Genomic DNA, 23,447 nt, shown 5'->3' with positions numbered 1-23,447 from the left:
CGGTCAGGACGCGCCGGCGGCGCGTAAGGCAGGGGCGAGCGCGGCCCAGCTGGCGCCGGGAACATGCTTGCCGTTGATGAAGAAGGCTGGCGTGCCAGGCAGTTCGCGCGGCACTGCTGCAGAGATGGCCGCGACGCGATCCGCTTCCTGCGTGTCGGCGAAGCAGGCGTCGAGCTGCGCATCGGTAAGGCCGCCCGCGCGACCGATCTGAGTCAGCCCCGCGCCATCGGCCTGCGCCCGCAACCGCGCCATGACCGGGTACATCTGGATCCGGGCGCTGTTCGCTTGGCCCCATTCCATGGCACGCGGCAACCAGCTTTCCTGTTCGGCGAAGATGCGGCGGGTCAGTGGCGCGAAGGACCGGCCCCCGCCACATCGCGCAACGATTGCGGCGGCAAGGTCGGTGCTGTCGCGCAGCCAATGGCGCACTTCCCAACTGACCTTGCCCGAACGCACCAGGCGATTGGCCAGGACCGGCTCCGATTCAGCCGAAAAGGCAGCACAGTGCGGGCAAGTATAGCTCGCATATTCGACAAGCTTGATACGTGCGGCGGGATTGCCGATCACAAAGGTGCCACTCGGCAGGCGGGTTCCCACCTGCGACCAGTCACGCTTCGGTGACGCGGCCTGCGACGCCGTCACGAGCAGCAGGGGAAGGCACATTAACGCGAGCAGTGAACGCATGAGATGGCCTCAACTGATCCTGGGCAGGCGAGGGGCGCCGGCCGCAACGCCCGCGGCAAGCGATTCGAGAACGGCCCGCAGTTCCGGATCCGCGATGGTCTTCAACCCTTCGCCAAGCTCGGCCGGCACGGTGCGAACAGGGGCGGGCGCGGCGCGGGTTGTGCGGGGGGCGACATCGCCCTGCTTGATTTGCAGCTTTGCGACCGCGGCATAGCCGAAGAACCTGTTCACACGCTCGATGATCTCGGGCGCGACATGCTGCATCATCGGCGCATGGGCACCGCGAACGATCAGCGTCAAGGTGCCGTCCTGCTTCTTGCCATGGGGAAAGCGGATCGATTCGGGGGCGGAGGCGCCTGCCAGCCGCTCCCCCACGATTTCCGCCCAGCGGCTGACGATCGCGGATTGCACAAAGCCGAAGCGCCGGAACGCCGCGCCGCCGACCGCGGGCAGCAGTTCTGCCACGCTGCGCGAGCGGTTCTGTCGGACAGGCTCTTCGGTGGCGCGGACGCGCTTGCTCATGGCCGATCCCATGCCATAGCGCGCGGGTGGACGCAAAGAGCGCTTCGATCGCAGACACCCTGATCGCACCCTTGCTGCTGGACTGGTACGACCGCCATCGCCGGGACCTGCCCTGGCGTGCGCGGCCGGGCGAGACGCCCGATCCATACCGCGTCTGGCTGTCGGAGGTGATGCTGCAGCAGACCACGGTGGCAACCGTTCGCCCCCGTTTCGCGGCATGGATCGCGCGCTGGCCCGACTTTGAAAGCCTCGCGGCCGCGCCGGACGACGAAGTCATGGCCGCCTGGGCCGGCCTTGGCTATTATGCTCGCGCTCGCAACCTGCTTCGGGCGGCGAAGGCGGTGGTGGCCGACCATGGTGGCACGTTTCCGCGAACCGAAGCGGAACTGCGCACCCTGCCTGGCTTGGGCGCTTATACTGCCGCAGCGGTCGCGGCGATCGCCTTTGGTGAACGCGCGGTGGTGGTGGACGCCAATGTCGAGCGAGTGGGTGCGCGGCTGTTTGCGATCGCCACGCCGTTGCCCGCGGGACGAGCCGCGATACGCGTCGCAGCGGATGCGGTCACGCCCGAGCGTCGGGCGGGCGACTTCGCGCAAGCACTGATGGATCTGGGTTCGGCGATCTGCACGCCCAAGAAGCCGCGTTGCCTGCTGTGTCCTCTCCAGGCCCATTGCGCTGGCTTTGCCACCGGCGCGCCCGAGGCCTTCCCGGTCAAGGCGGCAAAGAAGGCGCGGCCCAAGCGCTACGGCACGATCTTCTGGCTGGAGCGCGAACGGGCACGCGGGCCGGAGGTGCTGCTGGTCCGGCGCCCCGACAAGGGGCTGCTCGGCGGCATGCGCGCGCTGCCGACTGGGCCGTGGGTGGACGAAGCGCCTTTGCTGGAAGGCGCGCCGGCTTTGGCCAGTTGGCGGTTGTTGGCGGGAACGGTGGAGCATGGCTTTACTCATTTCACGCTCGAACTGGCGCTTGCGGTGGCAACGGGCCCGGCGCAAGGCGAGCCGCCAGGCGAGTGGTGGCCGGTCGACGCGCTCGCAACTGCGGGTCTGCCGACCCTGTTCGCCAGGGCTGCAGCGGCAATTGCGGAGGGCAGATGATCCGGGCTCGAACGATCAAGGCGGTGGCGGCGCTGGTGGCAGGCGCAATGCTGGCGGGACAGGCGCAGCCCCAGGCCCAGCGGCCCCGCAACGCTGGTTCGGGCAATATTGTCATCCAAGAGCGGCCGATCCCGTTCATGCCCGCCACAAAGGCCCTGTTCGATGGCTATGTGCGCGAGGGCAAGATGCCGGGCATCGTGGCTGCGTTCGGCACCGGCAACCTGCCCACGCGATTCGTGTCCGCTGGCCGGATCGCGACCGATCCGACCGCGGCTGCTGCCAGCCCCGACACGCTGTGGCGGGTCTATTCGATGACCAAGCCAGTCACAGCCATGGCCGCGATGATTCTGGTCGAGGAAGGCAAGATCAGCCTCGATCAGCCGATCAGCGACTTCCTGCCCGCGTTCCGCAAGATGCGGGTGCAGCTTGATCCCAATACCATGCAGAGCCGTCCGGCGACCCAGCCGATCACGGTGCGCAACCTGCTGACCCACACTGCAGGGCTCGGCTACAACATCATAACCAAGGGGCCCCTGCTGAAGGAATATGAGCGCCTGGGAATCCTTCCCGCCGCGATCAACGCCGGTGTCGAGCCGCAGATGCGCCGGGTCCGCCCCCCGACGCTTCAGGAGTTCGCCGGTCGCGTCGCGACGCTGCCGCTGATCGCGGATCCCGGCACCAAGTGGAGCTACTCGATCGGCCTCGACGTGATGGGCGCGGTGATCGAGAAGGCGAGCGGGATGCCGTTCGACCAATTCGTCCAGACCCGGCTGTTCGTGCCGCTGGACATGCGGTCGAGCTATTGGACGGTGCCGGCCGGCGAAACCTCGCGGCTCGCGACCAACTACACGTTCCTGGGGGACAGCCTGGTTCCGGTCGATCCCGCCGCCACCTCCGTGTACCTGGCCAGGCCAAGCTTCCCTTATGGCGGCGCAGGACTGGTCACGTCCGCGCGGGATTACGATCGGTTCCTGCGCATGCTGGCCGACGGCGGCGCGCTGGACGGGGTTCGGGTGATGAAGCCGGAGACGGTTCGGCTCGCCATGTCCAACCTGTTGCCTGCGGGAGTGACCTTTGGCGGGGTCGGAGGCGGAACTGGCGGCACTGATGCTTCGGTGCCGATGGGTTATGGCGCGGGTGGGTCGGTGTACCTGGCCGACGGTCCCGGCGGGGTGCCATCCAAGGGAACCTATGGATGGGGTGGCGCCGCCGGCACGGTTGCCTTTGTTGATCCCGCCAAGCGCATTCGAGGAACAATCATGGTGAACTACTTCCCGGCCGACCGCTGGCCGGTGCGCGAGGAAGCTGTGCGCGCGTTTGGCCGCGATCTCGCCCTGTTGGCGGGACGATGATGCCCGGCTTCACCGGCAATCCGCTGGATCGCGCCGATCCGCTCCGTCACGATGCTGCCGCTCTGGCCGCGGCGAGAGAGGACGCGACAGCGCGCCTGTTGCGGCTGGACGGCCTGTTGCCGGTGACCAGCGGGCATGACCGGCTCGAATGGGTGCCACTCGCGGACGAACCGCTCGACCAACTGGTGCTTCTCGGCCTCCACGCAGGCGAGCCCCGCTTTGCCGCGCTGCCAGAGTCGTCGGCGGGACGGGACGGCGAAGTGCAAGCGATCCGCAGTCCCGAGCTGATGGGGCTGCTCGGCGCGCTCGCCCCGGGCGAAGCGGCGATCTACGCCACGGCGCGCAGCCTGCTGCTGTGGCACGCCCGGCACCGTTTCTGCGCCAATTGCGGCGCCGCGACCAATCCTTACCGCGCCGGTTGGGGCCGCCGCTGCCCCGCTTGCACCGCCGAGCATTTCCCGCGCACCGATCCGGTCGTGATCATGATCGCGGAACATGACGGTCGCGCGTTGATCGGACGGCAGCCTTCGTGGCCCGAAGGTCGCTATTCGGCGCTGGCGGGCTTTGTTGAACCGGGCGAATCGATTGAGGAAGCCGTCGCGCGGGAAGTGTGGGAGGAAGCGGGCGTGCGGGTCGGCAAGGTACGCTACCTGGCCAGTCAGCCCTGGCCCTTTCCATCGCAACTGATGATCGCCTGCGTCGCGGAAGCGGAGGACGACGCGCTCACGATCGACAGCAACGAACTGGAAGACGCCATCTGGGTGCCGCGCCCACTGGTCCGCGAGGTGCTGGCGGGAAATCCCGGCCCGTTCCTGCCGCCGCCGCCCTATGCCATCGCGCATACATTGTTGCAGGCCTGGGCTGCTTGCGACGAAACCCCCGGTGATCTAAGTTAACGCCTCGTCAATGGCTTGATGCTTACGATATTCTGATGATGGTTATCGATCCGAACCGTGCCGCGGCGTTGGTCGCAACCATTCATTCGCCGTGGCGCGCCACCGTTGCCGAATGCCTGAACCGCTGGGCAACCCTGGACGCTGATGCCCGGCTGAACAGCTATCTGGTGGTCGACGGAGACGAGCCGGGGGTGCGCCGGACGCTCAACGGCCGCCATATCGCCGCGCTGGCCGCGCAGTTGCCCGACGTGAACCGGGCCTGCGCCGCCTAGATCAGCCCCGCGTGCGGGCCTGCCGATAGGTGCCGAGCACGCGCAGCCATTTTGCGTGGAAGCCCAGTTCTTCCAGTGCCCGGTCCAGCCCCGGCTCTCCCGGGCGGCCATCGACATCGGCATAGAACTCTGTCGCTGCAAAGCTGCCGCCGCGCTGATAACTTTCAAGCTTTGTCATGTTGACGCCATTGGTCGCGAAGCCACCCAGCGCCTTATAGAGCGCCGCGGGGACGTTCTTCACTTCAAAGATCAATGTCGTCATCCACGGGCCATCGCCGCTCGGCTGCCGGTTGCCACGTGCGAGCACCACGAAGCGGGTGGTGTTGTGATCGGCATCGGCGATGTCGGTCGCCATCAACTCCAGCCCATAAAGCTTTGCCGCGCCCGGCGGCGCCAGGGCCGCCACCGCGGGGTCGCCCAGCGCCGCAACATGCGCCGCTGCGCCGGCCGTATCGGGATAGGACGCCTGGCTGATGCCGTGTGCCCGCAACCAGTGCCGGCATTGGCCCAGCGCCTGCGGGTGGCTCATGGCCTGCGTCACCTCCTCCAGGCGCCCGGTCCCCATCAGCGCGTGGCGAATCGAGAGAAAATGCTCGCCGGTGATCACCAACCCCGATTCGGGCAGCAGGAAATGAATGTCGGCGACCCGGCCGTGCAGCGAATTTTCGATCGGGATCACCGCCACGCCCGCTCGGCCATCCTTCACCGCATCGATCGCGTCGGCGAAGTCGAAGCAGGGAAGCGGCAGGCCTTCGGGGAACAATTCGATCGCGGCCAGATGGCTGTTCGCGCCGGGCGCGCCCTGGAATGCCACGGCCCGGTCGGGGTCGTCGGCGGCGGCGTTGGTCATGGCTTCGACCAACGGGCGGGCGGGGACTGGGTACTGCTCCATGGGTCATTGGGGGTAGGCGGGACGAAATCGCGCGGCAAGCGCGGCTTGCGGTGAGGGAGCGGCTTTTCTATGGGAGGCCGGCTTGAGGTGTCAGGGGTAATCATGGACGGCCGGAACAACACGATCGCGGGCTGGGTCCTGGCGGGCTGCGGCGCAGCGCTGGGCTTGTCGATCGTCGGCGGGATGCTGTTCCAGGGGCATCGGCCTGAAAAGATGGGCTACGCGATCGAAGGCGTCGAAGAAGGCGGTGCCGGCGGCGGCGCGGCCGAGGTGCCGATCGCAAGCCTGCTTCCCACCGCCGACGCCGGCAAGGGCGCGGAAGTGTTCAAGAAGTGCGCGGCATGCCACACCGTGAACCAAGGCGGCGCGAACGGCATCGGCCCGAACCTGTATGCGACGCTGGGTGAGCCGATCGGCCAGGGTAAGGGCGGCTACGCCTTTTCCGACGCGCTGAAGGGCGTCGGCGGCAATTGGGATTTCGACAAGATGAACGCGTGGCTGACCTCGCCACGCAAGTTCGCGGCCGGGACCAAGATGACCTTTGCGGGCCTTGGCAATCCCCAGGATCGCGCCAACGTCATCGCATATCTGAACAGCCAGGGTTCGAACCTGCCGCTGCCAGCCGCCCCGGCACCCGGCGCTGCCCCGGCGGATGGCGGCAACAAGGTGGAGGGCGGCGGTAGCGCTGCACCGGGCGCTGCCAACGCCATCGACGCAGTCGAAAAGGACGTTCGCGGTTCCACCGCCGACATCGCCAACACCGGCACGCCGGAACGTGGCGCGCCTTCGATCGACCCGGCAGCCGCCAAGCAGGCTTCCAAGCTCGACAAGTAAGCTGTGCCATGGCCGGGTGCGCGTGGCGCAGCCCGGCCGCAGGCCATATCTGTTTATGGCAGGCTGTGGGCCTGCTCGGCGCGGCTGAGCGTCGCTTAACTAAACAACATTCTTTATCGTAGTCGCGTCATTCCCGTTCGATAGCGTTTCGAGCAAGGGAACGCGTTATGATCGCCCATCCGGCTGTGCATCTGACCGCCAGGGAAGGCGACGTGCTGCGAATGGTAGGTGCCGGGCGCTCGTCCAAGCAAATCGCTGCTGCGCTTGGGATTGCTCCGAAAACCGTTGAAACCTACATCGAGCACATCAAGCTCAAGATGGGAGCGACCAATCGCAGCCACATGGCCGCGCTGGCCGTCGCCTGGGGTCTGCTCGACCTGAACGACGGCCCGGACGCGCACGGCTAGCCGTGGACGATCGACAGCACCGGCGCAGGCCCCTGGGCCGCAGCGACCGGATCGTGGATCCAGCCATTGGCCTTGTCGGCAGAGGCCATCATGTCTTTCAGCTTGGAATCGCTTTGGGTGCCCAGGCCGTCGTCGAAATAGATGAGCGCTGCAAATTTCTGCTCATGGTTGAAGGATGACGGCAGCGGATGCATGCTCGCCATCTTGCGCACCGCGAACAGGGCGGCCCGGTCCAGGGCCTGGCTGCCCGAACTCTGGGCAAGCGTAACCTTGTCGGGACGCCCGGACTCGCTGCAGTTGAAGTTGACCCGGACGACGCCGCTTCCAGCTGACCTGCCCAGGATTGGCGCCAGGTAATGAAGCCGGTGGGCGAGTTCACGCTGCACGCGAACCTGCCACGCCTTGAACGTCACCGGGTTGGAAGCCGCGTCGGAGGTTCCGCTGCTCCTGACTGGCCCCGCGTCGCTGGCGGCAGGCACGGTGGACAACACCGCGGCACATACCGCGGCGATCAGATGATGTTTCATGATGCCGCTCCTGAGAGCGTCCCTATCGTCTCGAGGGACGACACTGGGCCGCTTCGTATCAGTTCTACGCCTCGGAGTGCCCGATCCTAGCGGATCTAAGCCCACGCCAGTATCGCAGCGTGGCAACTACCTACGACAATCCGACACCGGCGATCCGGGGTTTGCGGTAGGCCGGGGCTAATGGCCGGTCCGGATCAGCCCGGCGGAACAGGCGGTGGAGGCCCTCGTTCGACCTGCAGCGAACAGGAGTGAGCACCATGGCGACGAAGCAACAAGAAGCGGGCGGGCGTAACACAAAGGTGCGCAACGCAGATGCCGATCGGGCCAACTCGTCCGGAGTCGGACGTACGGTGGCAATCGGCGCGGCCTCGGGCGTGGTGGCGGGGCTGCTCGCCAACCTGGTGAGGAAGGCGGCGGTGCAGGCGCCCACTGTGCTGGCCGGGAACTGGGACGCGGCCCTGGCGGCCGAACATGCCGCCGCACTGAAGATATTCGACCTGCTGGAAAAGACAGAAGACAGCGCGACCGGCCGGCGCTCGTTTCTGCTGATGCAGCTGAAGCATGCGATCAGCAAACACGCATTCCAGGAGGAAAATGTCGTCTATGCCATGATGCGCGACCAGGGACTGGCGGAGGCGGCAGACCACCTCAATCACGAGCATGGCTATGTGAAGCAGTATTTCTTTGACCTGACCGAGATGCCCAAGGGCGATCCGGCCTGGCTGCCCAAGCTGCGCGAGTTTCGCGGGATGATCGAGAAGCACATGCGCGAGGAGGAGGACGACCTGTTCCCCCGCATGCGCGGCAAGCTGACCGATGCGCAGAACAAGCACATCACGGCGGCCATGAACAAGGAAGGCCTGAAGCTCGCCTGATGGCAAGGCGCCCGCCGGTGTGGCGGGCGCCAATCTTCAAGCGCGGCGGATCAGGCCGGCGGAGAGGGATCCGCCTCGGCCCGCTCATGGTAGAAGCGCTGAACCGCGGCCCAAGCCTCATCAGCGGTCTCGACATAGGTGAAGATGCCGAGGTCGCGCTCCGACACCACACCCTCCTCGACCAGCGCATCGAAATTGACGACGCGGCTCCAGAATTCGCGGCCGACGAGCAACACGGGGATCGGCGCGATCTTGCCCGTCTGGATCAGGGTCAACAGCTCGAACAGCTCGTCAAACGTGCCAAAGCCGCCCGGGAACGCAGCAAGCGCGCGTGCGTGCAGCAGGAAATGCATCTTGCGCAGCGCGAAATAGTGGAACTGGAAGGACAATGACGGGGTCACATAAGGATTGGGTGCCTGCTCATGCGGCAGCACGATGTTGAGCCCGATCGACTCCTCACCCACGTCCGTTGCGCCGCGGTTCGCGGCCTCCATGATCGACGGCCCGCCGCCCGAGCAGACGACGAACTGGCGCTGGCCACTCTCGTCCCGCGGCAGCTGCGACACTTTTGCAGCCAGCTCGCGCGCAACATCATAATACTTGCTCTTGGCGACAAGCCGCTCGGCAATGCGCTTGCTCTTCTCGTCCGTCGCCAGCTCCAGCATGGCCTGGGCCTTGTCGGGCGCAGGAATGCGGGCAGAGCCGTAGAACACGAACGTGGAGCCAATATGGGCTTCGTCCAGCAACAATTGCGGCTTCAGGAGCTCGAGCTGGAAGCGAATGGGACGCAGGTCCTCGCGCAGCAGGAAGTCCATGTCCTGAAAGGCCAGGCGGTAGGCCGGGTTCTCGGTCTGCGGCGTCGAAACGGCGGTTTTAGCGGATTCCGCGTCCTGCTTTGCGGCCGGAAAAACGCGGCTTGGTACTCGGGTATCAGTCATCCGAGGGCGTTACGCCGCGGATGTGACAGCTGTCCACCCATATGGATCAGCTAGCGGCAGAAGCGCGCGTGGTCGTCCTCCAGGTGCAAGTGATTGCGATGCGCGCCATTATAATCGGGGCTGAGCACGGTGCCGAAGCGCCGGCACGCGGAGCGGCGCACGGTCTGGAGGAATTCGCGCGTGGCCGGGTCGGCGCTGTTCCAGTCGTTCAGGACTGTCACCCGTCGACCGTCCTTCAGTACGAAGCCGCCGATATCGACTGCGTTGGCAGTCGCATGGCCCGATCGCCGGTCCCCACGCCCTGCCGTGCCGACGACGTTTCGGCAGGCATAGCTGCCAAAGGTGTCGATGCGGGCGAGCTCCGACCCCAGGATCTGGTTTGCGGCAGGCACAACCGCGTTGCGGACCCAGCCGGAAAAGGCCCGCGCCGCGCCACAGCGTACGGCGGTCAGGTTGTTTACCGGTACGCCGATGTCGAGCAACTGCACCGTGCCGTATAGCCCGCATGCAGGGCCGGTGGTCTTGTCCGGCAATCGGCGAAACGCGACCCCTTGTGCGGACAAGTCGGAAAGGCATTGCGCGGTTTCGCGTGTTGGGGGCCGTTCCGGTTCGGCGGGGCGGCCAGGCGGCGTTTCGTTCCGGCCTCCGCACGCCGCCAGGAACACGATCATGGCCATCGCCACGCCGGACCTGATCCGGTGACCCTTCATTCTGGTACAACTCACCTGGCCCGTGTGCGGGACGCTGGACCTGAGCTCAAGGGCGCAAGTGCCAAACGGGGTTGCCGTTGCGACACTTGCCCTATACGGCCGTCTACGGGCCACGCGGTCCCAACGCCGCGCGTGCTCTCTGTGAGGAGAGTTTGATGACTGATACGACGCTCGCCGACGCAACTCTTGCGCCTGCAAAACCGGCCACCAAGCCGGCACGCCCCTTTTTCTCGTCGGGTCCTTGCGCCAAGCCGCCCGGCTGGTCAGCGGACAAGCTCGCCACTGCATCGCTCGGCCGTTCGCATCGGTCAAAGCTCGGCAAGGATCGGCTGGCCTATTCCATCCAGCTGATGCGCGAGATGCTGGAGCTGCCCGACACGCACCGTATCGGCATCGTTCCAGGGTCGGACACCGGCGCCTTTGAAATGGCGATGTGGACCATGCTGGGCGCCCGCCCTGTCACCACGCTCGCCTGGGAGAGCTTTGGCGAGGGTTGGGTCACTGACGCGGTGAAGCAGCTCAAGATCGATCCCACCATTATCCGCGCCGATTACGGCCAGCTTCCCGACCTGCAGTCGGTCGACTGGTCGAACGACGTGCTGTTCACCTGGAACGGGACGACGTCCGGCGTCCGCGTGCCGAATGCAGACTGGATACCAGAGACCCGTGAGGGCCTGAGCTTTGCCGACGCGACCTCGGGTGTGTTCGCCTATGACATCGACTGGGCCAAGATCGATGTTGCGACCTTCTCCTGGCAGAAGGTGCTGGGCGGGGAGGGCGCGCACGGCGTCCTGATCCTCGGGCCGCGGGCGGTCGAGCGGCTGGAAAGCTACACGCCCGCCTGGCCGCTGCCCAAGGTGTTTCGCCTGGTGTCCAAGGGCAAGCTCGCCGAGGGCGTGTTCAAGGGCGAGACGATCAACACGCCGTCGATGCTGGCGGTCGAAGACGCGATCTTCGCGCTTGAATGGGCGAAGGGCCTGGGCGGCCTGTCCGGGCTCAAGGCGCGCTCTGACGCGAATGCCGCGGCGCTCGACGCGATTGTGGAGGGCCGCGACTGGCTGGGCCACCTTGCCGCTGATCCGGCCAGCCGTTCCAAGACCAGTGTCTGCCTGACAGTCGAGGGCGCGGACGAGGCGCTGATCAAGAAGATGGCCTCGCTGCTCGAAAAGGAAGGCGCCGCGTTCGACGTCGCCGGCTATCGCGATGCGCCTGCGGGCCTGCGCATCTGGTGCGGCGCCACGGTCGACACTGCGGACATCGAGGCGCTCGGCCCGTGGCTCGACTGGGCCTACGCGACGGCCCGCGCCGCCTAATCCTTTCCCATCGTCCCGGCGACGGCCGGGATCCAGAGCCTCAAGCGGCAACGTCTGCCTTTCTGGGCCCCGGCCTGTGCCGGGGTGACCATCAATTACAGGAGCACTCCCATGCCCAAAGTCCTCATCTCCGACAAAATGGATCCCAAGGCCGCCCAGATCTTTCGCGAGCGCGGGGTCGAGGTGGACGAAATCACCGGCAAGACGCCCGACGAGCTGAAGGCCATCATTGGCGAGTATGACGGCCTTGCTATCCGTTCCTCGACCAAGGTGACGAAGGATATCCTGGAGCACGCGACCAACCTGAAGGTGGTCGGGCGCGCCGGCATCGGCGTCGATAACGTCGACATTCCCGCCGCGTCGGCAAAGGGCGTGGTGGTGATGAACACGCCATTCGGCAACTCGATCACCACGGCCGAGCATGCGATTGCGCTGATGTTCGCGCTCGCCCGCCAGCTGCCCGAAGCCGACGCCTCGACCCAGGCGGGCAAGTGGGAAAAGAACCGCTTCATGGGCGTGGAGCTCACCGCCAAGACGCTGGGGCTGATCGGCGCGGGCAACATCGGATCGATCGTTGCCGACCGTGCGCGCGGCCTGAAGATGAAGGTCGTGGCCTTTGACCCGTTCCTGACGCCCGAGCGTGCAATCGAGATGGGAGTGGAGAAGGTCGAGCTCGACCAGCTCCTCGCCCGCGCGGACTTCATCACGCTGCACACGCCACTGACCGACCAGACCCGCAACATCCTCTCGGCCGAGAACTTGGCCAAGACCAAGAAGGGCGTGCGCATTATCAATTGCGCGCGTGGCGGCCTGATCGACGAGGTGGCGCTGAAGGCCGGGCTCGACTCAGGCCACATCGCCGGCGCCGCGCTCGACGTGTTCGTGGAGGAGCCTGCCAAGGCGTCGCCCTTGTTTGGAACGCCGGGCTTTGTCTCCACGCCGCATCTTGGTGCATCAACGACCGAAGCGCAGGTCAACGTCGCGATCCAGGTGGCCGAGCAAATGGCCGATTTCCTGGTGTCGGGCGGGGTGACCAACGCGCTCAACATGCCATCTCTGAGCGCGGAAGAAGCCCCCAAGCTGAAGCCGTACATGACTTTGGCAGAGAAGCTGGGCAGCCTGGTCGGCCAGCTCACCACCGGCGCAATCGACCGGATCTCCATTCATCGCGAGGGTGCGGCAGCGGACCTCAATCCAAAGCCGATCACCTCGGCGGTACTCACCGGCTTTTTGCGCACGCAGACCGATACGGTGAATATGGTCAATGCCCCCCTGCTCGCGCGTGATCGCGGCACGGAGGTGCGGGAAGTCAGCACGGAGAAGGAAGGTGCCTATCACACGTTGCTGCGCGTGTCCGTCCGCACGGCCGATGGCGAGCGATCCGTCGCGGGGACATTGTTCGGCGATGCCAATCCCCGTCTGGTCGAGCTGTTCGGGATCAAGGTGGAGGCCGACCTTGCCGGCCCCATGCTTTACGTCGTGAACGAGGACGCGCCGGGCTTCATCGGTCGCCTTGGCACTCTGCTCGGCGAAGCAGGAGTCAACATCGGCACCTTCCACCTTGGCCGGCGCGACACGGGCGGCGAAGCGGTGTTGCTGTTGTCGGTCGACGAGCCGGTGACCGGCGATCTGCTCGCCAAGATGAAGGCGCTGCCGGGCGTGAAGACCGCGATGGGGCTGAGCTTCTAAGGGGAGCCGCCCCGGACCGAAGAGGGGGTGGACGCCGGCCGCGACAAACGCGTCTTCCCCCCTTCATCGTCCCCGCCTAGACGCGCATCATGCCCACCGACATGCTGCGTGTGAAAGCGGAGATGCTGCCGCTGTTCGAGACCATGGTGCTGGTCGGCCATGTGGCGGATCATGGCAGCCTGGATGCCGAACTGCTCGCCGCGGTGAACGCCCGGCGCGCGATGGAGGAAGGGATCGGCCGCTCCAATGTCGGGGGCTGGCATTCCAGGACCGACATGCTCGACTGGGTAGGCCAGGCGGGCCAGAAATTGGCCGACACGGCGATCCGCGCCGCCCGGCGCTTGTCGCATTTCGAGGACGGCGACCCTGCCGCGATCCGATGGTCGGTCCGCATGTGGGCGAACGTTTCACCGCCCGGCGCGCTCAACATGAGCCATGCGCATCCCGGCGTGCTGTGGGCGGCGGTCTATTATGTCGACCTTGGCAATGATCCGGGTGATCCGCCAGGGGGTGAGCTGTACCTGGAGGACCCGCGTTTTCCCGTGCCGCTGATGACCTTTCCCGGCTTTCGCGCGATCGGAGTTGATGGTCAGCCACAGGCAACGGAGCGGACGGTGCCGACGGCGCCCGGTGACCTGGTCCTTTTCCCCGGCTATCTGCGCCATGGTGTCCGCCCCCACCGCGGCCGGCGTGACCGTGTCGCCATCGCCATGAACCTATATGCCAAGGAGGCTGGCGCATGACCGGACTGCTACCCGAAGGATTTCACGATACTCTGCCGCCCCGTGCGGACGCTGCCGCCGCGCTGGAGGCAACGGTACTCCGCGTATCGGCAGGCTATGGCTATGAGCGGGTTGATCCGCCCTTGGCCGAATTTGCGCGGTCGTTGGGCGAACGGCTGAAGGCGGGGGGGCTGACCGATGCGGTCCGGTTCGTCGACCCGGTCAGCCAGGAAACGCTGGCGATCCGCCCCGACCTGACCGCGCAAGTGGCGCGCATCGCCGCCACGCGCATGGGCCATCACCCGCGCCCGGTACGGCTGTCCTATGCCGGCCCCGTGCTGAAATTGCGCGGCGACCAACTCGCCCCGGCCCGCGAACGCCGGCAGATCGGCTGCGAACTGATCGGGCTGGACTCTGTGGCGGCGGCGACCGAGATCCTCGGCGTGGCCGCTGAAGCACTGGGCGCGGCAGGGATGACGGGCGTGTCAATCGACGTGACCCTGCCCGACCTGGTCGACGTTCTGGCAGCAGGACCATTGCCGGTCCCGCCCGAACAGACCGCGGCGCTGAAAGACAGGCTGGACGCCAAGGACGCTGGCGCTGTCGCCGCACTGGCGCCCGCCTATCTGCCGCTGGTGGAGGCTGCGGGTCCGTTCGAAGCCGCTCTGGCCCGGTTGCGGGCAATAGATTCGACCGGCGCGCTATCGAGCCGGCTCGACGGCATCGCCAGTATCGCCGCAACGCTTGGCGACACGGTGACGCTGACCCTTGATCCGACCGAGCGGCATGGCTTTGAGTTTCAGTCCTGGTTCGGATTCTCACTATTCGTCGCAGGCGCGTCGCGAGAGGTCGGGCGCGGCGGAACCTATGCGCTGATCGGCGCGGACGGGCGCGAGGAGGTCGCAACCGGCTTTTCGTTATACGCTGACGTTCTGGCGGAGCAGCTGCCCGCGCCCGAACGCCGGCGGTTGTTCCTGCCGCACGGAACGCCGACTGACGTCGGCCGGGAGCTGCGGGCGGAAGGATGGGTCACCGTCGCAGGCCTTGAACCCGGCGACTCGCCCGAGGCGCAGCTTTGTACGCATGTCTGGCGCGAGGGCGACGTCGCCCCGGCCTGACGATGGTTCGCCGGACCTACTGCTTTCGACCTCGCCCGGTTGCCGCCCAATAGATCCCGCCCATCAGGTGCGAGAGATATTGGGAGTCGCGGTACATCTCCACATTGTGGCCGAGCAGCGTCACGAACACGCGCCCCTTTTCATAGGGGTGCCACCAGGCGACCGGGTGGTCCTTGCCCATCGGCTCCGACACCTGACCCGGCCAGATCTTGCGCGGGTCGTAGCTGGTTTCGTCGACGTTCAGCACCGGGTTGATGCGGACGTTGTACGGGTTCTTTGTGACGTAGAACTCGTCGCTCCAGATCCAGCGCTCCGGCACGCCAAAGGTCGCCGGGAAGCTGGCGTCGGCAACCGTCACGACCCCCGTCTGCAACATCGGGTGGATCACAAAGGAACGCCCGACCAGCTTCTCGTACCAGTTCCAGTTGCCCGGCGGTGTAATGGCCGCGCGGTGCACCACGACGGCGTTGCCGCCGGCACGCATATAAGCCTCGAATTTCGTCCGCTGTGCCGGCGTCAGCTCCTCCCCAGGGGTGTTGAGGAACATGACCGCGGCATATTGGCTGAGGTCGCCGTCGAACGCGTCGATCTTGTTGGTCCAGACCATGTCAAAGGCGTGTAGCTTGGCGAGCCTTTCCAGGCTGTCGCGCGCGACTGGTATGTATTCGTAGTGATATTTGTTGGGGATCGACAGGACGAGCAGCTTGTACTGGCTCTGCGCCTCCGCAACCGACGGAAGCGCCGTCGCGATCACCACGCCTGCCAGCCATCCGATCGCCCTCATGCACCACCTCCGCGCGCGTTGTGCGGCACGAACGGGGCAGTGTCACCCGGTCGATGGTCGTAGCCGTTCGGTCGATCGGTGCGTTGGTTGACACAGGCCCTACGGCCCCGCTACCGGCGCCACGCATTCATGGCACCGCCCGCGCACCGAGTCCCGTCGAAGGGCGCGCGGGTCGATTTCGGCGGGGGAGCGTGCACATCTCATGGGCAACGTAGCAGTCATCGGTGCGCAGTGGGGCGACGAGGGCAAGGGCAAGATCGTCGACTGGCTCGCCGAGCGGGCCGACATGGTGGTGCGCTTCCAGGGTGGACATAACGCCGGCCACACGCTGGTCGTCGGCGACAAGGTCTACAAGCTGTCGCTGCTGCCCTCCGGCATCGTGCGTGGCACGCCATCGGTCATCGGCAACGGCGTGGTGCTGGACCCTTGGGCGCTCCAGGCGGAGGTCGCGCGACTGGCGGAGCAGGGCGTGGTGGCGACGCCCGACACGCTGCGTATCGCCGATAATTGCGCGCTGATCCTGCCCTTCCACCGCGATCTCGACGCGCTGCGGGAGGATGCGTCGGGCGCCGGCAAGATCGGCACGACCCGGCGTGGCATCGGCCCTGCGTATGAGGACAAGGTCGGCCGCCGTGCGATCCGGCTGTGTGATCTGGCACATCTGGACGGGCTTGGGCCGCAGCTCGACCGCTTGCTCGCGCACCACGATGCGCTGCGCGCCGGGTTCGGCCAGCCGCCGATCGACCGTGAGGGGCTGCTGGAGGAATTGCGCGCGATTGCCGGATTCGTGTTGCCCTTTGCCAAACCGGTATGGCGCGACCTCAACGAAGCGCGCGCGGCGGGCAAGCGGATCCTGTTCGAGGGCGCACAGGGCGTGCTGCTCGACGTGGATCATGGCACCTACCCGTTCGTCACCTCGTCCAACACCATCGCGGGACAGGCAGCGGGTGGATCGGGCCTTGGTCCGTCAGGCGTCGGCTTCGTCCTCGGGATCGCCAAGGCGTACACCACACGCGTCGGGTCCGGGCCGTTCCCGACCGAGCTCCATGACGAAACGGGGGAGCGGCTGGGCACGCGCGGGCATGAGTTCGGCACGGTAACGGGGCGCAAGCGCCGCTGCGGTTGGTTCGACGCGGTGCTGGTGCGCCAGTCCGCTGCGGTGTCGGGAATCACCGGCATCGCCCTGACCAAGCTCGACGTGCTCGATGGGTTTGACGAGGTGCGTATCTGCACCGGCTACCGCCTGAACGGGGAAGTACTCGATTACTTTCCGGCCCATGCGGCGGATCAGGCAGCGGTGGAGCCGATCTGGGAGTCCGTGCCCGGCTGGTCTCAGTCGACCGCGGGCGCACGGAGCTGGGCGGAACTGCCCGCAGAGGCGATCAAGTACATCCGCCGTATCGAGGAACTGATCCGTTGTCCGGTCGCGCTGGTATCAACCAGCCCGGAACGAGCGGACACGATCCTGGTACGCGATCCGTTCGCCGATTAACGGCTTAGCGCCGGAGGCGGCGGGCGCCGGGCGTTTGTTCGGTGGCCGCCGCGGCGGGCGCGACTTTGTTCGCTGGCGGAGCGTCCGCGTTCGAAGTGGCATCAGGGCCCGGCGCAAACCTCTCAGAGCTCGGCGCGGAGTTTTCTGCTCGTGACGCCGACGGGTCGGCCGGGTCCGCCGCAGTTAAGTCGTTACCGAGCGGGGACTGGCCCGAAGCGGGCACCTCCTGCTCGGTTCCGGCGACGTAATCTGGGCCAGCGCGGCGGTCGAGGCGGCGAAGATGCTGGCAATCGCCAGAGTGGTGAGGCGCATCAGGTCCCCGTAACTGGTAAGGGCGCACCAGTGCGGCACGCCCTTTCCTGTTTATTAGCGGGGGGTGGTGCCGCCGACCGATCCGGTCGAGGACGAACCGGTTGACCCGGTCGTGCCCGTACCCATCGATCCAGTGGTGCCGGTGCCCATCGAACCGGTGGAGCCAGTTGTGCCCGTGCCCAGCGACCCGGTAGAACCGGTGCCCATCGATCCGGTTGTACCCGTCCCCATCGAGCCCGTGGTGCCGCTCGTACCGGTGCTCGAAGTGCCGGTGGTGTCAGTCGTGGACGTGCTGCCGCCCGTTGACGTGGTCGAATCGACCCCGGTCGTTGTCGAACCGGTAGCGGTGCTGCCGCGACGACCGCCGCGACGCGACGACCGGCTCTGCGTCGTGGTGCTCTGCGGCGACGCGGTGGTGCCGGACTGGCTGCCCATGCTGCTGTCCGTACCGAGCGTGCCAGTAGAGCTGCTGCCTGAAGTCGTGCTGCCTGTGGTTGAGCCACCCGTGCTGGTGCCACCCGTCGTCTGGGCGAGCGCCGCGGCGGGAATTATCAAGGCGCCCGCGATCGCTATGGAAATCATACGCATCCGAATTCTCCTAAAATATGTAGAAGCTTCAACGAGTAGTCTTAGTCAACGTTCCGTTTACCAACCGCATTGGCCGCGATGGAGCAACGCCTGATCGGCTAATACCAGCGCCATCATCGCTTCGACGACGGGCACTCCTCGTATTCCTACGCACGGGTCGTGGCGGCCTCGCGTCGCGATCTCGGTCGCTTCGCCGGTGCGGGTGACGGTTTCAACGGGGGTCAGAATGGAGGATGTTGGCTTAAACGCTGCGCGCACGCGGATCGGCTGACCGGTTGCGATCCCGCCGGCAATCCCGCCGGCATGATTGGCAGCGAAAACCGGACCGTTCGCGCCCGGACGCATCGGATCGGCATTATCCTCGCCCCTTAACGCCGCGGCGGCAAAGCCGTCACCAATCTCCACGCCCTTGACCGCATTGATCGACACCATTGCGGCGGCAAGTTCTGAGTCGAGCTTGGCGTAGAGCGGAGCGCCCCAGCCCGCCGGCACTCCCGTTGCCTCGCACGCGACAACGGCGCCCAGCGACGAGCCTGCCTTGCGCGCGCTGTCGACCAATGCCTCCCAACGCCGCGCTGCGCCTGGATCGGGGCAGAAGAACGGGTTGTTGTCTATTTCGGAATCGTCAAAGGCCCTTGTGTCGATCGCGTCGCCCCCGATCGCCTCCACCCACGCGCGGATACGGACGCGCGGGATCACCAGCCGCGCTACCGCCCCTGCGGCAACCCGGCTTGCGGTTTCGCGCGCCGATGAGCGACCGCCGCCGCGATAATCCCGGAACCCGTATTTGGCGTCATAAGCGTAGTCAGCGTGGCCGGGGCGATAAGCCTGGGCGACTTCGCCATAATCCTTGGAGCGCTGGTCGACATTCTCGATCAGGAGGCTGATCGGCGTCCCCGTCGTCCGCCCGTCGAACACGCCAGACAGGATGCGGACCTGGTCCGGTTCCTGCCGCTGTGTGGTGAACCGCGATGTTCCCGGCCGTCGCTTATCGAGCCAGGGCTGGATGTCCGCTTCTGACAAGACCAGTCCCGGCGGGCAACCGTCGACCACGGCGCCGATCGCGGGGCCGTGGCTTTCCCCCCAGGTGGTGAACCGGAATACGCGGCCAAAGCTGTTCCAGCTCATCGTGGTCGCCTCCAGCCAGGCACCGTCAACGCCAGCACCGCCTGCTGGACTGGCGCGGCCAGCAGAAAGCCGAGAACCACGCCGACGGTAGCACCCGCGCTCCCTTCCGCTGCAATCAGGCCATACCGCACGCCGATACGGTTCGCGATCCACACGCTGGCGATCACCGTCGCCATTGCCGCCGCATCGGCGAGCGCGCGGCCATGCGCCTCGGCATGGGTCGCGCGAGCGTAACGGCCGCGCTGCCAGCTATAATATCCCGCAACCGCGGCAAGGCAGGCGAGGAGGGCGATCACAGCAGGGGCGCGCTCACGCCAGTGCGATGTCGGGCGCGTCCTCGGCCTTCATGCCGATCACGTTGTAGCCGGCATCCACATGGTGGATTTCACCCGTCACGCCGGATGCGAGATCCGACAACAGGTAAAGCCCGGCCCCGCCCACGTCCTCGATGGTCACCGTGCGACGGAGCGGCGCGTTCAACTCGTTCCACTTCAGGATGTAGTTGAAATCGCCGATCCCGCGTGCGGCAAGCGTCTGAATCGGGCCGGCCGAGATCGCGTTTACGCGAATGTTCTCCGGACCCAAGTCGACGGCCAGGTACTTCACGCTGGTTTCCAGCGCGGCCTTGGCAACGCCCATCACGTTATAGTGCGGGATTACCTTTTCCGCGCCATAATAAGTCAGCGTCAGGATCGATCCGCCACTCGACATCATCCGCCGCGCCCGCTGCGTCACCGCGACCAGGCTGTAGGCGGAGATGTTCATGGTCATCAGGAAATTGTCGAGCGTCGTATCGTAATACCGCCCGCGCAGCTGCGACTTGTCGGAAAACCCGATCGCATGGACCACGAAGTCGAGCGTGGGCCATTCGGCTTCCAGCTCGGCGAACGTCTGGTCCAGTGCGGCCATGTCGGACACGTCGCAGTCGAACAGCCGCGCGATGCCGAGCTGCTCGGCCAGCGGACGCACGCGCTTTTCCATCGCGGCGCCCTGGTAAGAGAAGGCGAGTTCCGCCCCCGCTTCGCTCAGCTTCTTGGCGATGCCCCAGGCCAGCGACTTGTCATTCGCAAGGCCCATGATCAGGCCGCGCTTGCCTGCCATCAATCCGTTCACGCCGACGCCGCCTCCAATTCCCGATCCGTCGGGCCACCCTGTAGCCCGAGCTGATCGGGTTCCGCCAGTGCTGCGTTCAGGTGAGCCCCGAAGACGAAGCCGAGGCCGATCGTATAGAAGAACAACAGCATCACGACGACGCCGGCAAGGCTGCCATAGGTCATGTCATAACCGCCGAGCGACGCGAGCACCTTTGGCAACAGGGCGGTGATGCCGATCCACCAAACCGCCACAAACAGCGCTCCTGGCCATTTGCGGCTGTCGGAATGGCGATATTTGGATGGGGTGACCGAATAAAACAGCACATAAAGCGCGCCGAACATCACCACGCCCGGCACCAGGCGCGACAATCCGATCCAGGTCGCAGCTTCTTGAGCGAACGGGAGCAGCCGGTACACGAACTGCTCGGCCGCGGTCAGCAGCCCTTGTACGAAGAAGGACAACAGAACCAGAATCACTGACCCGACGATCGCGCCTGACAGCCGCAGCCGCGCCTTGAAGAACGACGCGCTCGACTTGGTGCCATAGGCGCGGCGGAAAATGTCGCGGATCGTGTCCACGAAGCTTCCCACCGTCCACAGGCCGACCAACCCGCCGAGCCACAGCAAGGGCCCGGTGCGCGCCGTCAGCACGTCCGCGATCGGCTTGCGCAACAGGTCCGCGACGTCCGGCGGCAGGACGTGAAGGAAGCTCGCCACCGTGTGCTGCGTTTCGGCGCTCTGGCCCAACAGCGACAGGATCGCCGCTGCCACAATGAAGAACGGGAACAGCGTCATCAGCGCGAGATAGGCTAGGTTCCCCGCATGGATGAAACCATCATTGTACACGCCCAGCGCCGCCCGCTTCGTAACTTCAAAGGCGACGCTGCCCGGTTTTACCCGGGCGAACTCCTTGGTGACTCGGGCACGCGCGCGGCCCGGATGATGGGCCCGCGCTTCGGGGGTTAGCTCTAGACCCTGACTCATGCGGGCTTCAGACGCCCATGGCAGCCCTGGGGTTCCCCGCGGCCCCTGCCCAACCTTGCACAAAGGCGGTGAGCTGGGCGTCGTCCGCTGGCACATCGATCATCAACGTGACCAGCTGATCGCCGCGCCCGCCGCTCTTCTTGTGGAACCCCTTGCCCTTCAAGCGCAATGTTCGGCCAGAGGTGGTGCCCTTGGGAATGGTCAGGTTTACCGGACGCTCCACGGTCGGGGCACGCACCGTGCCGCCCAGAACCGCTTCGGCCAGGCTGATCGGCAGGTCCAGGCGGACATCATCGCCGTCACGATTGAAGAAGCGGTGCGGCTGAATCTCGATGGTGACCAGCGCGTCGCCCGGGCCGCCGGGTCCGGCCTCTCCCTTGCCCGCCAGGCGCATCTGAGTGCCCGATTCGACACCTGCCGGCAGCTTCAGCTCGATCGACTTGCCATCGCCCAGCGTCACACGTTGCGGCACCAGTGTCGCAGCGTCCGTGAAGGTCACGGGCAGGCGATAGTTGATGTTGGCGCCCTTGGGCTGGGGCTGGCGGCCAAAGCCGCCCGCGAAGCCGCCACCGCCGCCGCCACGACCGCCGAACAATCCTTCGAAAACGTCGCCGATGTCTGCTTCGCCGCCGCCGAATTCAAAGCCGCTGCTGCGAAAGCTGCCGGGGCCGCCGGCACCAGGACGGGCCCCTGCGCCGGCCCGGTTGCCGAAACCGAACGGAGCGGCAGGATTGCCGTCCGCATCGATCTCACCCCGGTCAAAGCGCGCGCGCTTGTCCTTGTCGGACAGCAGGTCATAGGCAGAGGTGGCCTGGCTGAAGCGCTCGGCTGCCTTTGGATTGTCCTTGTTGCGATCAGGATGAAGCTCTTTCGCGAGCTTGCGATACGCCTTCTTGATGTCAGCCTCGGTCGCGCCGCGTGCGACGCCCAAGGTCTGGTACGGATCGGCCACAGTTGAACCCCCAGGTGTGTTACCCGACTATGTGGGGCAGGATCGCCCGGAGCGCAATTCATCGCTCGCGCGTTCAGCAGGTATCAGGAGAATGACGATGGCCGATACCCAACCAACCCAGGCAAGCGGCGGCAACTATGCCGAGAAGAGCGACCCCAATCCGCAGGATCGCACCGAAGGCGGCGAAAGCAATGGCGGCGCCTATCCCAACCCGCACACGGGCAAGAAGGGCGGCGGCGAAGGCGGCTTCATGGGGCATGGCGGGCAAACGGAGATCGCCTACTCGGGAACCGGCCAGGGCGGCCATGACGATGATCCGGACGTCGGCAACGAGAATGCCGTGACCAAATAGTCTCCGGTCAGATTGCAGGCGTCAGGGTCGGCGCGTCCTCACTCACGGGGGCGACATCGACGCTGACGTCCATTCGTTGGGCACCCGAGCCCAAGACCACGCCGTCCACCGGCGCGATCTCTGCATAATCCCGGCCGATCGCGACCAGTACATGGTCGCCCGCCATCCAGATGCCGTTGGTGGGATCTACCCCGACCCAGCCCAGCGTTGGGCCGCACCACAGTATGACCCAGGCATGGGTCGCATCCGCGCCGACCAGGCGTGGTTGGCCGGGCGGGGGCAGTGTGCGGATGTACCCGGACGCATAGGCCGCTGGCAGGCCCGCTGCCCGAAGCCCGGTGATCATGATTTGCGCAAAGTCCTGGCACACTCCTCGCCGCTTGGCGAAGGCGTCGCCCGGGCGCGTGTCGACCAAAGTAGCGGCGGCATCGAATTCGAATTCCGCTTGTATGCGGCGCGCGAGGGCGATCGCCGCGTCCAGCGCCGGCCGATCCGGATCGAGTTCGCTGGCGCACCAGTCAGCGATGGCGCGGTCTGGGCGGATCAAGGGAGAGGGGTAAAGGTAGGCCGCCGGCCCGGCGGGTGACAGGTCGGCGCTTATCCTCGCGCGCCCGGCGATCTCGCCAAGCGTGGGGTCTGTCGGTAATGGAACCGGCACCAGGCGATCCACGAACAATCGTGCCTGGCTGACGATGGTAAGGGTGCGCACCGGCTGATCCACGATCAGGCGGGTGACATGGGCCAGCCCCGCCTCGGCCCGCGCGGGACTGGTGCGACCAGCAGGTTCCACCGTCAGTGCATACCGGTCAAGCCGCTGCCCCGGCCAGTCGATCGGTCGGAGGCGCAGGTTGCAACGAGCGAACTTCACCTGCGCGCCGTAGTCGAACCGAGTGACGTGGCGAATGTCGTAGGTCAT

The 23,447-nt window shown here is 66.2% G+C and carries 27 protein-coding genes; 14 read left to right on the top strand and 13 right to left on the bottom strand.

Features of this window, described 5'->3' with window-relative positions; all coding sequences use genetic code 11:
• Window positions 1-3 precede the first annotated feature (3 nt).
• A complete protein-coding gene (locus FHS94_RS00425) occupies window positions 4-684 on the bottom strand; it encodes a thioredoxin domain-containing protein (protein WP_184053219.1) in 681 nt (226 codons plus the stop codon).
• Window positions 685-693: 9 nt separating this feature from the next.
• Window positions 694-1,206 (bottom strand): DUF721 domain-containing protein, encoded by a 513-nt coding sequence (locus FHS94_RS00420; RefSeq protein ID WP_246348268.1) that lies wholly within the window; start codon window positions 1,204-1,206, stop codon window positions 694-696.
• A 26-nt stretch (window positions 1,207-1,232) separates the two neighbouring features.
• On the opposite strand from FHS94_RS00420, the gene FHS94_RS00415 reads away from it, so the two are divergent.
• The 4 genes from FHS94_RS00415 to FHS94_RS00400 are packed head-to-tail and all read left to right on the top strand — an operon-like array spanning window position 1,233 to window position 4,820.
• The gene (locus FHS94_RS00415) at window positions 1,233-2,300 is read left to right on the top strand and encodes an A/G-specific adenine glycosylase (protein ID WP_343055098.1); all 1,068 of its coding nucleotides are present in this window, start codon (window positions 1,233-1,235) and stop codon (window positions 2,298-2,300) included.
• Window positions 2,297-3,652 (top strand): serine hydrolase domain-containing protein, encoded by a 1,356-nt coding sequence (locus FHS94_RS00410; protein WP_246348267.1) that lies wholly within the window; start codon window positions 2,297-2,299, stop codon window positions 3,650-3,652. The genes FHS94_RS00415 and FHS94_RS00410 overlap by 4 nt, the downstream gene beginning before the upstream one ends.
• Complete coding sequence (gene nudC, locus FHS94_RS00405; RefSeq protein WP_184053217.1) at window positions 3,649-4,548, top strand: NAD(+) diphosphatase; 900 nt, start codon at window positions 3,649-3,651, stop codon at window positions 4,546-4,548. Before FHS94_RS00410 ends, nudC begins: the two co-directional genes overlap by 4 nt.
• Window positions 4,549-4,583: 35 nt before the next feature.
• Complete coding sequence (locus FHS94_RS00400) at window positions 4,584-4,820, top strand: hypothetical protein (protein ID WP_184053214.1); 237 nt, start codon at window positions 4,584-4,586, stop codon at window positions 4,818-4,820.
• Between the two features lies 1 nt (window position 4,821).
• On the opposite strand, the gene FHS94_RS00395 is transcribed toward FHS94_RS00400, so the two are convergent.
• Entirely contained in the window at window positions 4,822-5,712 is an 891-nt protein-coding gene (locus tag FHS94_RS00395; RefSeq protein WP_184053210.1) for a prephenate dehydratase, read from the bottom strand.
• A 102-nt stretch (window positions 5,713-5,814) separates the two neighbouring features.
• Here FHS94_RS00395 and FHS94_RS00390 point away from each other — a divergent pair, with 102 nt between their 5' ends.
• Complete coding sequence (locus FHS94_RS00390; protein ID WP_184053207.1) at window positions 5,815-6,546, top strand: c-type cytochrome; 732 nt, start codon at window positions 5,815-5,817, stop codon at window positions 6,544-6,546.
• Between the two features lie 167 nt (window positions 6,547-6,713).
• Window positions 6,714-6,953, top strand: coding sequence for a response regulator transcription factor (locus tag FHS94_RS00385; protein ID WP_184053204.1), 240 nt, complete (start codon window positions 6,714-6,716; stop codon window positions 6,951-6,953).
• On the opposite strand, the gene FHS94_RS00380 is transcribed toward FHS94_RS00385, so the two are convergent.
• Complete coding sequence (locus FHS94_RS00380) at window positions 6,950-7,480, bottom strand: energy transducer TonB family protein (protein ID WP_184053201.1); 531 nt, start codon at window positions 7,478-7,480, stop codon at window positions 6,950-6,952. The two genes, FHS94_RS00385 and FHS94_RS00380, sit on opposite strands and share 4 nt — an antisense overlap.
• A 257-nt stretch (window positions 7,481-7,737) precedes the next feature.
• Here FHS94_RS00380 and FHS94_RS00375 point away from each other — a divergent pair, with 257 nt between their 5' ends.
• The gene (locus FHS94_RS00375) at window positions 7,738-8,355 is read left to right on the top strand and encodes a hemerythrin domain-containing protein (protein ID WP_184053198.1); all 618 of its coding nucleotides are present in this window, start codon (window positions 7,738-7,740) and stop codon (window positions 8,353-8,355) included.
• Window positions 8,356-8,405: 50 nt separating this feature from the next.
• Here the strand turns inward: FHS94_RS00375 and FHS94_RS00370 are convergent, their stop codons facing one another.
• On the bottom strand, window positions 8,406-9,293 hold the full coding sequence (locus FHS94_RS00370) for an LOG family protein (protein WP_184053195.1): 888 nt from the start codon (window positions 9,291-9,293) through the stop codon (window positions 8,406-8,408).
• 50 nt (window positions 9,294-9,343) lie between these two features.
• On the bottom strand, window positions 9,344-10,003 hold the full coding sequence (locus FHS94_RS00365) for an extensin family protein (protein ID WP_184053192.1): 660 nt from the start codon (window positions 10,001-10,003) through the stop codon (window positions 9,344-9,346).
• 155 nt (window positions 10,004-10,158) lie between these two features.
• On the opposite strand from FHS94_RS00365, the gene FHS94_RS00360 reads away from it, so the two are divergent.
• From FHS94_RS00360 to FHS94_RS00345, 4 genes are all read left to right on the top strand, one after another.
• A complete protein-coding gene (locus FHS94_RS00360) occupies window positions 10,159-11,316 on the top strand; it encodes a phosphoserine transaminase (protein WP_184053188.1) in 1,158 nt (385 codons plus the stop codon).
• A 111-nt stretch (window positions 11,317-11,427) separates the two neighbouring features.
• The gene (gene serA / locus FHS94_RS00355; protein WP_184053185.1) at window positions 11,428-13,005 is read left to right on the top strand and encodes a phosphoglycerate dehydrogenase; all 1,578 of its coding nucleotides are present in this window, start codon (window positions 11,428-11,430) and stop codon (window positions 13,003-13,005) included.
• 89 nt (window positions 13,006-13,094) lie between these two features.
• Window positions 13,095-13,748 carry a TIGR02466 family protein gene (locus FHS94_RS00350; protein WP_184053182.1) on the top strand — a complete coding sequence of 218 codons (654 nt, stop codon included), beginning with the start codon at window positions 13,095-13,097 and terminating at the stop codon, window positions 13,746-13,748.
• The gene (locus tag FHS94_RS00345) at window positions 13,745-14,845 is read left to right on the top strand and encodes an ATP phosphoribosyltransferase regulatory subunit (protein WP_184053179.1); all 1,101 of its coding nucleotides are present in this window, start codon (window positions 13,745-13,747) and stop codon (window positions 14,843-14,845) included. Before FHS94_RS00350 ends, FHS94_RS00345 begins: the two co-directional genes overlap by 4 nt.
• Before the next feature lie 16 nt (window positions 14,846-14,861).
• Here the strand turns inward: FHS94_RS00345 and FHS94_RS00340 are convergent, their stop codons facing one another.
• Complete coding sequence (locus tag FHS94_RS00340; RefSeq protein ID WP_184053176.1) at window positions 14,862-15,629, bottom strand: ThuA domain-containing protein; 768 nt, start codon at window positions 15,627-15,629, stop codon at window positions 14,862-14,864.
• 202 nt (window positions 15,630-15,831) lie between these two features.
• Between FHS94_RS00340 and FHS94_RS00335 the strand changes: the two genes are divergently transcribed.
• Both FHS94_RS00335 and FHS94_RS00330 read left to right on the top strand, forming a co-directional pair.
• Window positions 15,832-17,121: an adenylosuccinate synthase gene (locus FHS94_RS00335; RefSeq protein ID WP_184053172.1), complete on the top strand. Its 1,290-nt coding sequence runs from the start codon at window positions 15,832-15,834 to the stop codon at window positions 17,119-17,121.
• 379 nt (window positions 17,122-17,500) lie between these two features.
• Window positions 17,501-18,115 carry a hypothetical protein gene (locus tag FHS94_RS00330; RefSeq protein WP_184053169.1) on the top strand — a complete coding sequence of 205 codons (615 nt, stop codon included), beginning with the start codon at window positions 17,501-17,503 and terminating at the stop codon, window positions 18,113-18,115.
• Here the strand turns inward: FHS94_RS00330 and aroC are convergent.
• From aroC to FHS94_RS00305, 5 genes are read right to left on the bottom strand one after another with little or no spacing between them, the layout of a single operon-like run.
• The gene (gene aroC / locus FHS94_RS00325) at window positions 18,079-19,149 is read right to left on the bottom strand and encodes a chorismate synthase (protein ID WP_184053166.1); all 1,071 of its coding nucleotides are present in this window, start codon (window positions 19,147-19,149) and stop codon (window positions 18,079-18,081) included. The two genes, FHS94_RS00330 and aroC, sit on opposite strands and share 37 nt — an antisense overlap.
• Entirely contained in the window at window positions 19,146-19,445 is a 300-nt protein-coding gene (locus tag FHS94_RS00320; RefSeq protein WP_184053162.1) for a hypothetical protein, read from the bottom strand. The genes aroC and FHS94_RS00320 overlap by 4 nt, the downstream gene beginning before the upstream one ends.
• A 13-nt stretch (window positions 19,446-19,458) precedes the next feature.
• Window positions 19,459-20,250, bottom strand: coding sequence for an enoyl-ACP reductase FabI (gene fabI / locus FHS94_RS00315; protein ID WP_184054338.1), 792 nt, complete (start codon window positions 20,248-20,250; stop codon window positions 19,459-19,461).
• 8 nt (window positions 20,251-20,258) lie between these two features.
• On the bottom strand, window positions 20,259-21,227 hold the full coding sequence (locus FHS94_RS00310) for a YihY/virulence factor BrkB family protein (protein WP_184053159.1): 969 nt from the start codon (window positions 21,225-21,227) through the stop codon (window positions 20,259-20,261).
• A gap of 7 nt (window positions 21,228-21,234) precedes the next feature.
• On the bottom strand, window positions 21,235-22,179 hold the full coding sequence (locus FHS94_RS00305; RefSeq protein ID WP_184053156.1) for a DnaJ C-terminal domain-containing protein: 945 nt from the start codon (window positions 22,177-22,179) through the stop codon (window positions 21,235-21,237).
• Between the two features lie 97 nt (window positions 22,180-22,276).
• On the opposite strand from FHS94_RS00305, the gene FHS94_RS00300 reads away from it, so the two are divergent.
• Entirely contained in the window at window positions 22,277-22,531 is a 255-nt protein-coding gene (locus FHS94_RS00300; RefSeq protein ID WP_184053154.1) for a hypothetical protein, read from the top strand.
• A 7-nt stretch (window positions 22,532-22,538) separates the two neighbouring features.
• Here the strand turns inward: FHS94_RS00300 and FHS94_RS00295 are convergent, their stop codons facing one another.
• Entirely contained in the window at window positions 22,539-23,447 is a 909-nt protein-coding gene (locus FHS94_RS00295) for a transglutaminase family protein (RefSeq protein WP_184053151.1), read from the bottom strand.

Origin of the sequence: Sphingomonas aerophila, assembly GCF_014199305.1 — a bacterium.
GTDB lineage: Bacteria > Pseudomonadota > Alphaproteobacteria > Sphingomonadales > Sphingomonadaceae > Sphingomonas > Sphingomonas aerophila.
This window is presented reverse-complemented; position numbering and strand designations above follow the sequence as displayed.

Coding starts and splice junctions, on each gene's coding strand:
- FHS94_RS00425 (WP_184053219.1), bottom strand. CDS start 684: ATGCGTTCACTGCTCGCGTTAATGTGCCTTCCCCTGCTGCTCGTGACG.
- FHS94_RS00420 (WP_246348268.1), bottom strand. CDS start 1,206: ATGAGCAAGCGCGTCCGCGCCACCGAAGAGCCTGTCCGACAGAACCGC.
- FHS94_RS00410 (WP_246348267.1), top strand. CDS start 2,297: ATGATCCGGGCTCGAACGATCAAGGCGGTGGCGGCGCTGGTGGCAGGC.
- nudC (WP_184053217.1), top strand. CDS start 3,649: ATGATGCCCGGCTTCACCGGCAATCCGCTGGATCGCGCCGATCCGCTC.
- FHS94_RS00400 (WP_184053214.1), top strand. CDS start 4,584: ATGATGGTTATCGATCCGAACCGTGCCGCGGCGTTGGTCGCAACCATT.
- FHS94_RS00395 (WP_184053210.1), bottom strand. CDS start 5,712: ATGGAGCAGTACCCAGTCCCCGCCCGCCCGTTGGTCGAAGCCATGACC.
- FHS94_RS00390 (WP_184053207.1), top strand. CDS start 5,815: ATGGACGGCCGGAACAACACGATCGCGGGCTGGGTCCTGGCGGGCTGC.
- FHS94_RS00385 (WP_184053204.1), top strand. CDS start 6,714: ATGATCGCCCATCCGGCTGTGCATCTGACCGCCAGGGAAGGCGACGTG.
- FHS94_RS00380 (WP_184053201.1), bottom strand. CDS start 7,480: ATGAAACATCATCTGATCGCCGCGGTATGTGCCGCGGTGTTGTCCACC.
- FHS94_RS00375 (WP_184053198.1), top strand. CDS start 7,738: ATGGCGACGAAGCAACAAGAAGCGGGCGGGCGTAACACAAAGGTGCGC.
- FHS94_RS00370 (WP_184053195.1), bottom strand. CDS start 9,293: ATGACTGATACCCGAGTACCAAGCCGCGTTTTTCCGGCCGCAAAGCAG.
- FHS94_RS00365 (WP_184053192.1), bottom strand. CDS start 10,003: ATGAAGGGTCACCGGATCAGGTCCGGCGTGGCGATGGCCATGATCGTG.
- FHS94_RS00360 (WP_184053188.1), top strand. CDS start 10,159: ATGACTGATACGACGCTCGCCGACGCAACTCTTGCGCCTGCAAAACCG.
- serA (WP_184053185.1), top strand. CDS start 11,428: ATGCCCAAAGTCCTCATCTCCGACAAAATGGATCCCAAGGCCGCCCAG.
- FHS94_RS00350 (WP_184053182.1), top strand. CDS start 13,095: ATGCCCACCGACATGCTGCGTGTGAAAGCGGAGATGCTGCCGCTGTTC.
- FHS94_RS00345 (WP_184053179.1), top strand. CDS start 13,745: ATGACCGGACTGCTACCCGAAGGATTTCACGATACTCTGCCGCCCCGT.
- FHS94_RS00340 (WP_184053176.1), bottom strand. CDS start 15,629: ATGAGGGCGATCGGATGGCTGGCAGGCGTGGTGATCGCGACGGCGCTT.
- FHS94_RS00335 (WP_184053172.1), top strand. CDS start 15,832: ATGGGCAACGTAGCAGTCATCGGTGCGCAGTGGGGCGACGAGGGCAAG.
- aroC (WP_184053166.1), bottom strand. CDS start 19,149: ATGAGCTGGAACAGCTTTGGCCGCGTATTCCGGTTCACCACCTGGGGG.
- fabI (WP_184054338.1), bottom strand. CDS start 20,250: ATGGCAGGCAAGCGCGGCCTGATCATGGGCCTTGCGAATGACAAGTCG.
- FHS94_RS00310 (WP_184053159.1), bottom strand. CDS start 21,227: ATGAGTCAGGGTCTAGAGCTAACCCCCGAAGCGCGGGCCCATCATCCG.
- FHS94_RS00300 (WP_184053154.1), top strand. CDS start 22,277: ATGGCCGATACCCAACCAACCCAGGCAAGCGGCGGCAACTATGCCGAG.
- FHS94_RS00295 (WP_184053151.1), bottom strand. CDS start 23,447: ATGACCTACGACATTCGCCACGTCACTCGGTTCGACTACGGCGCGCAG.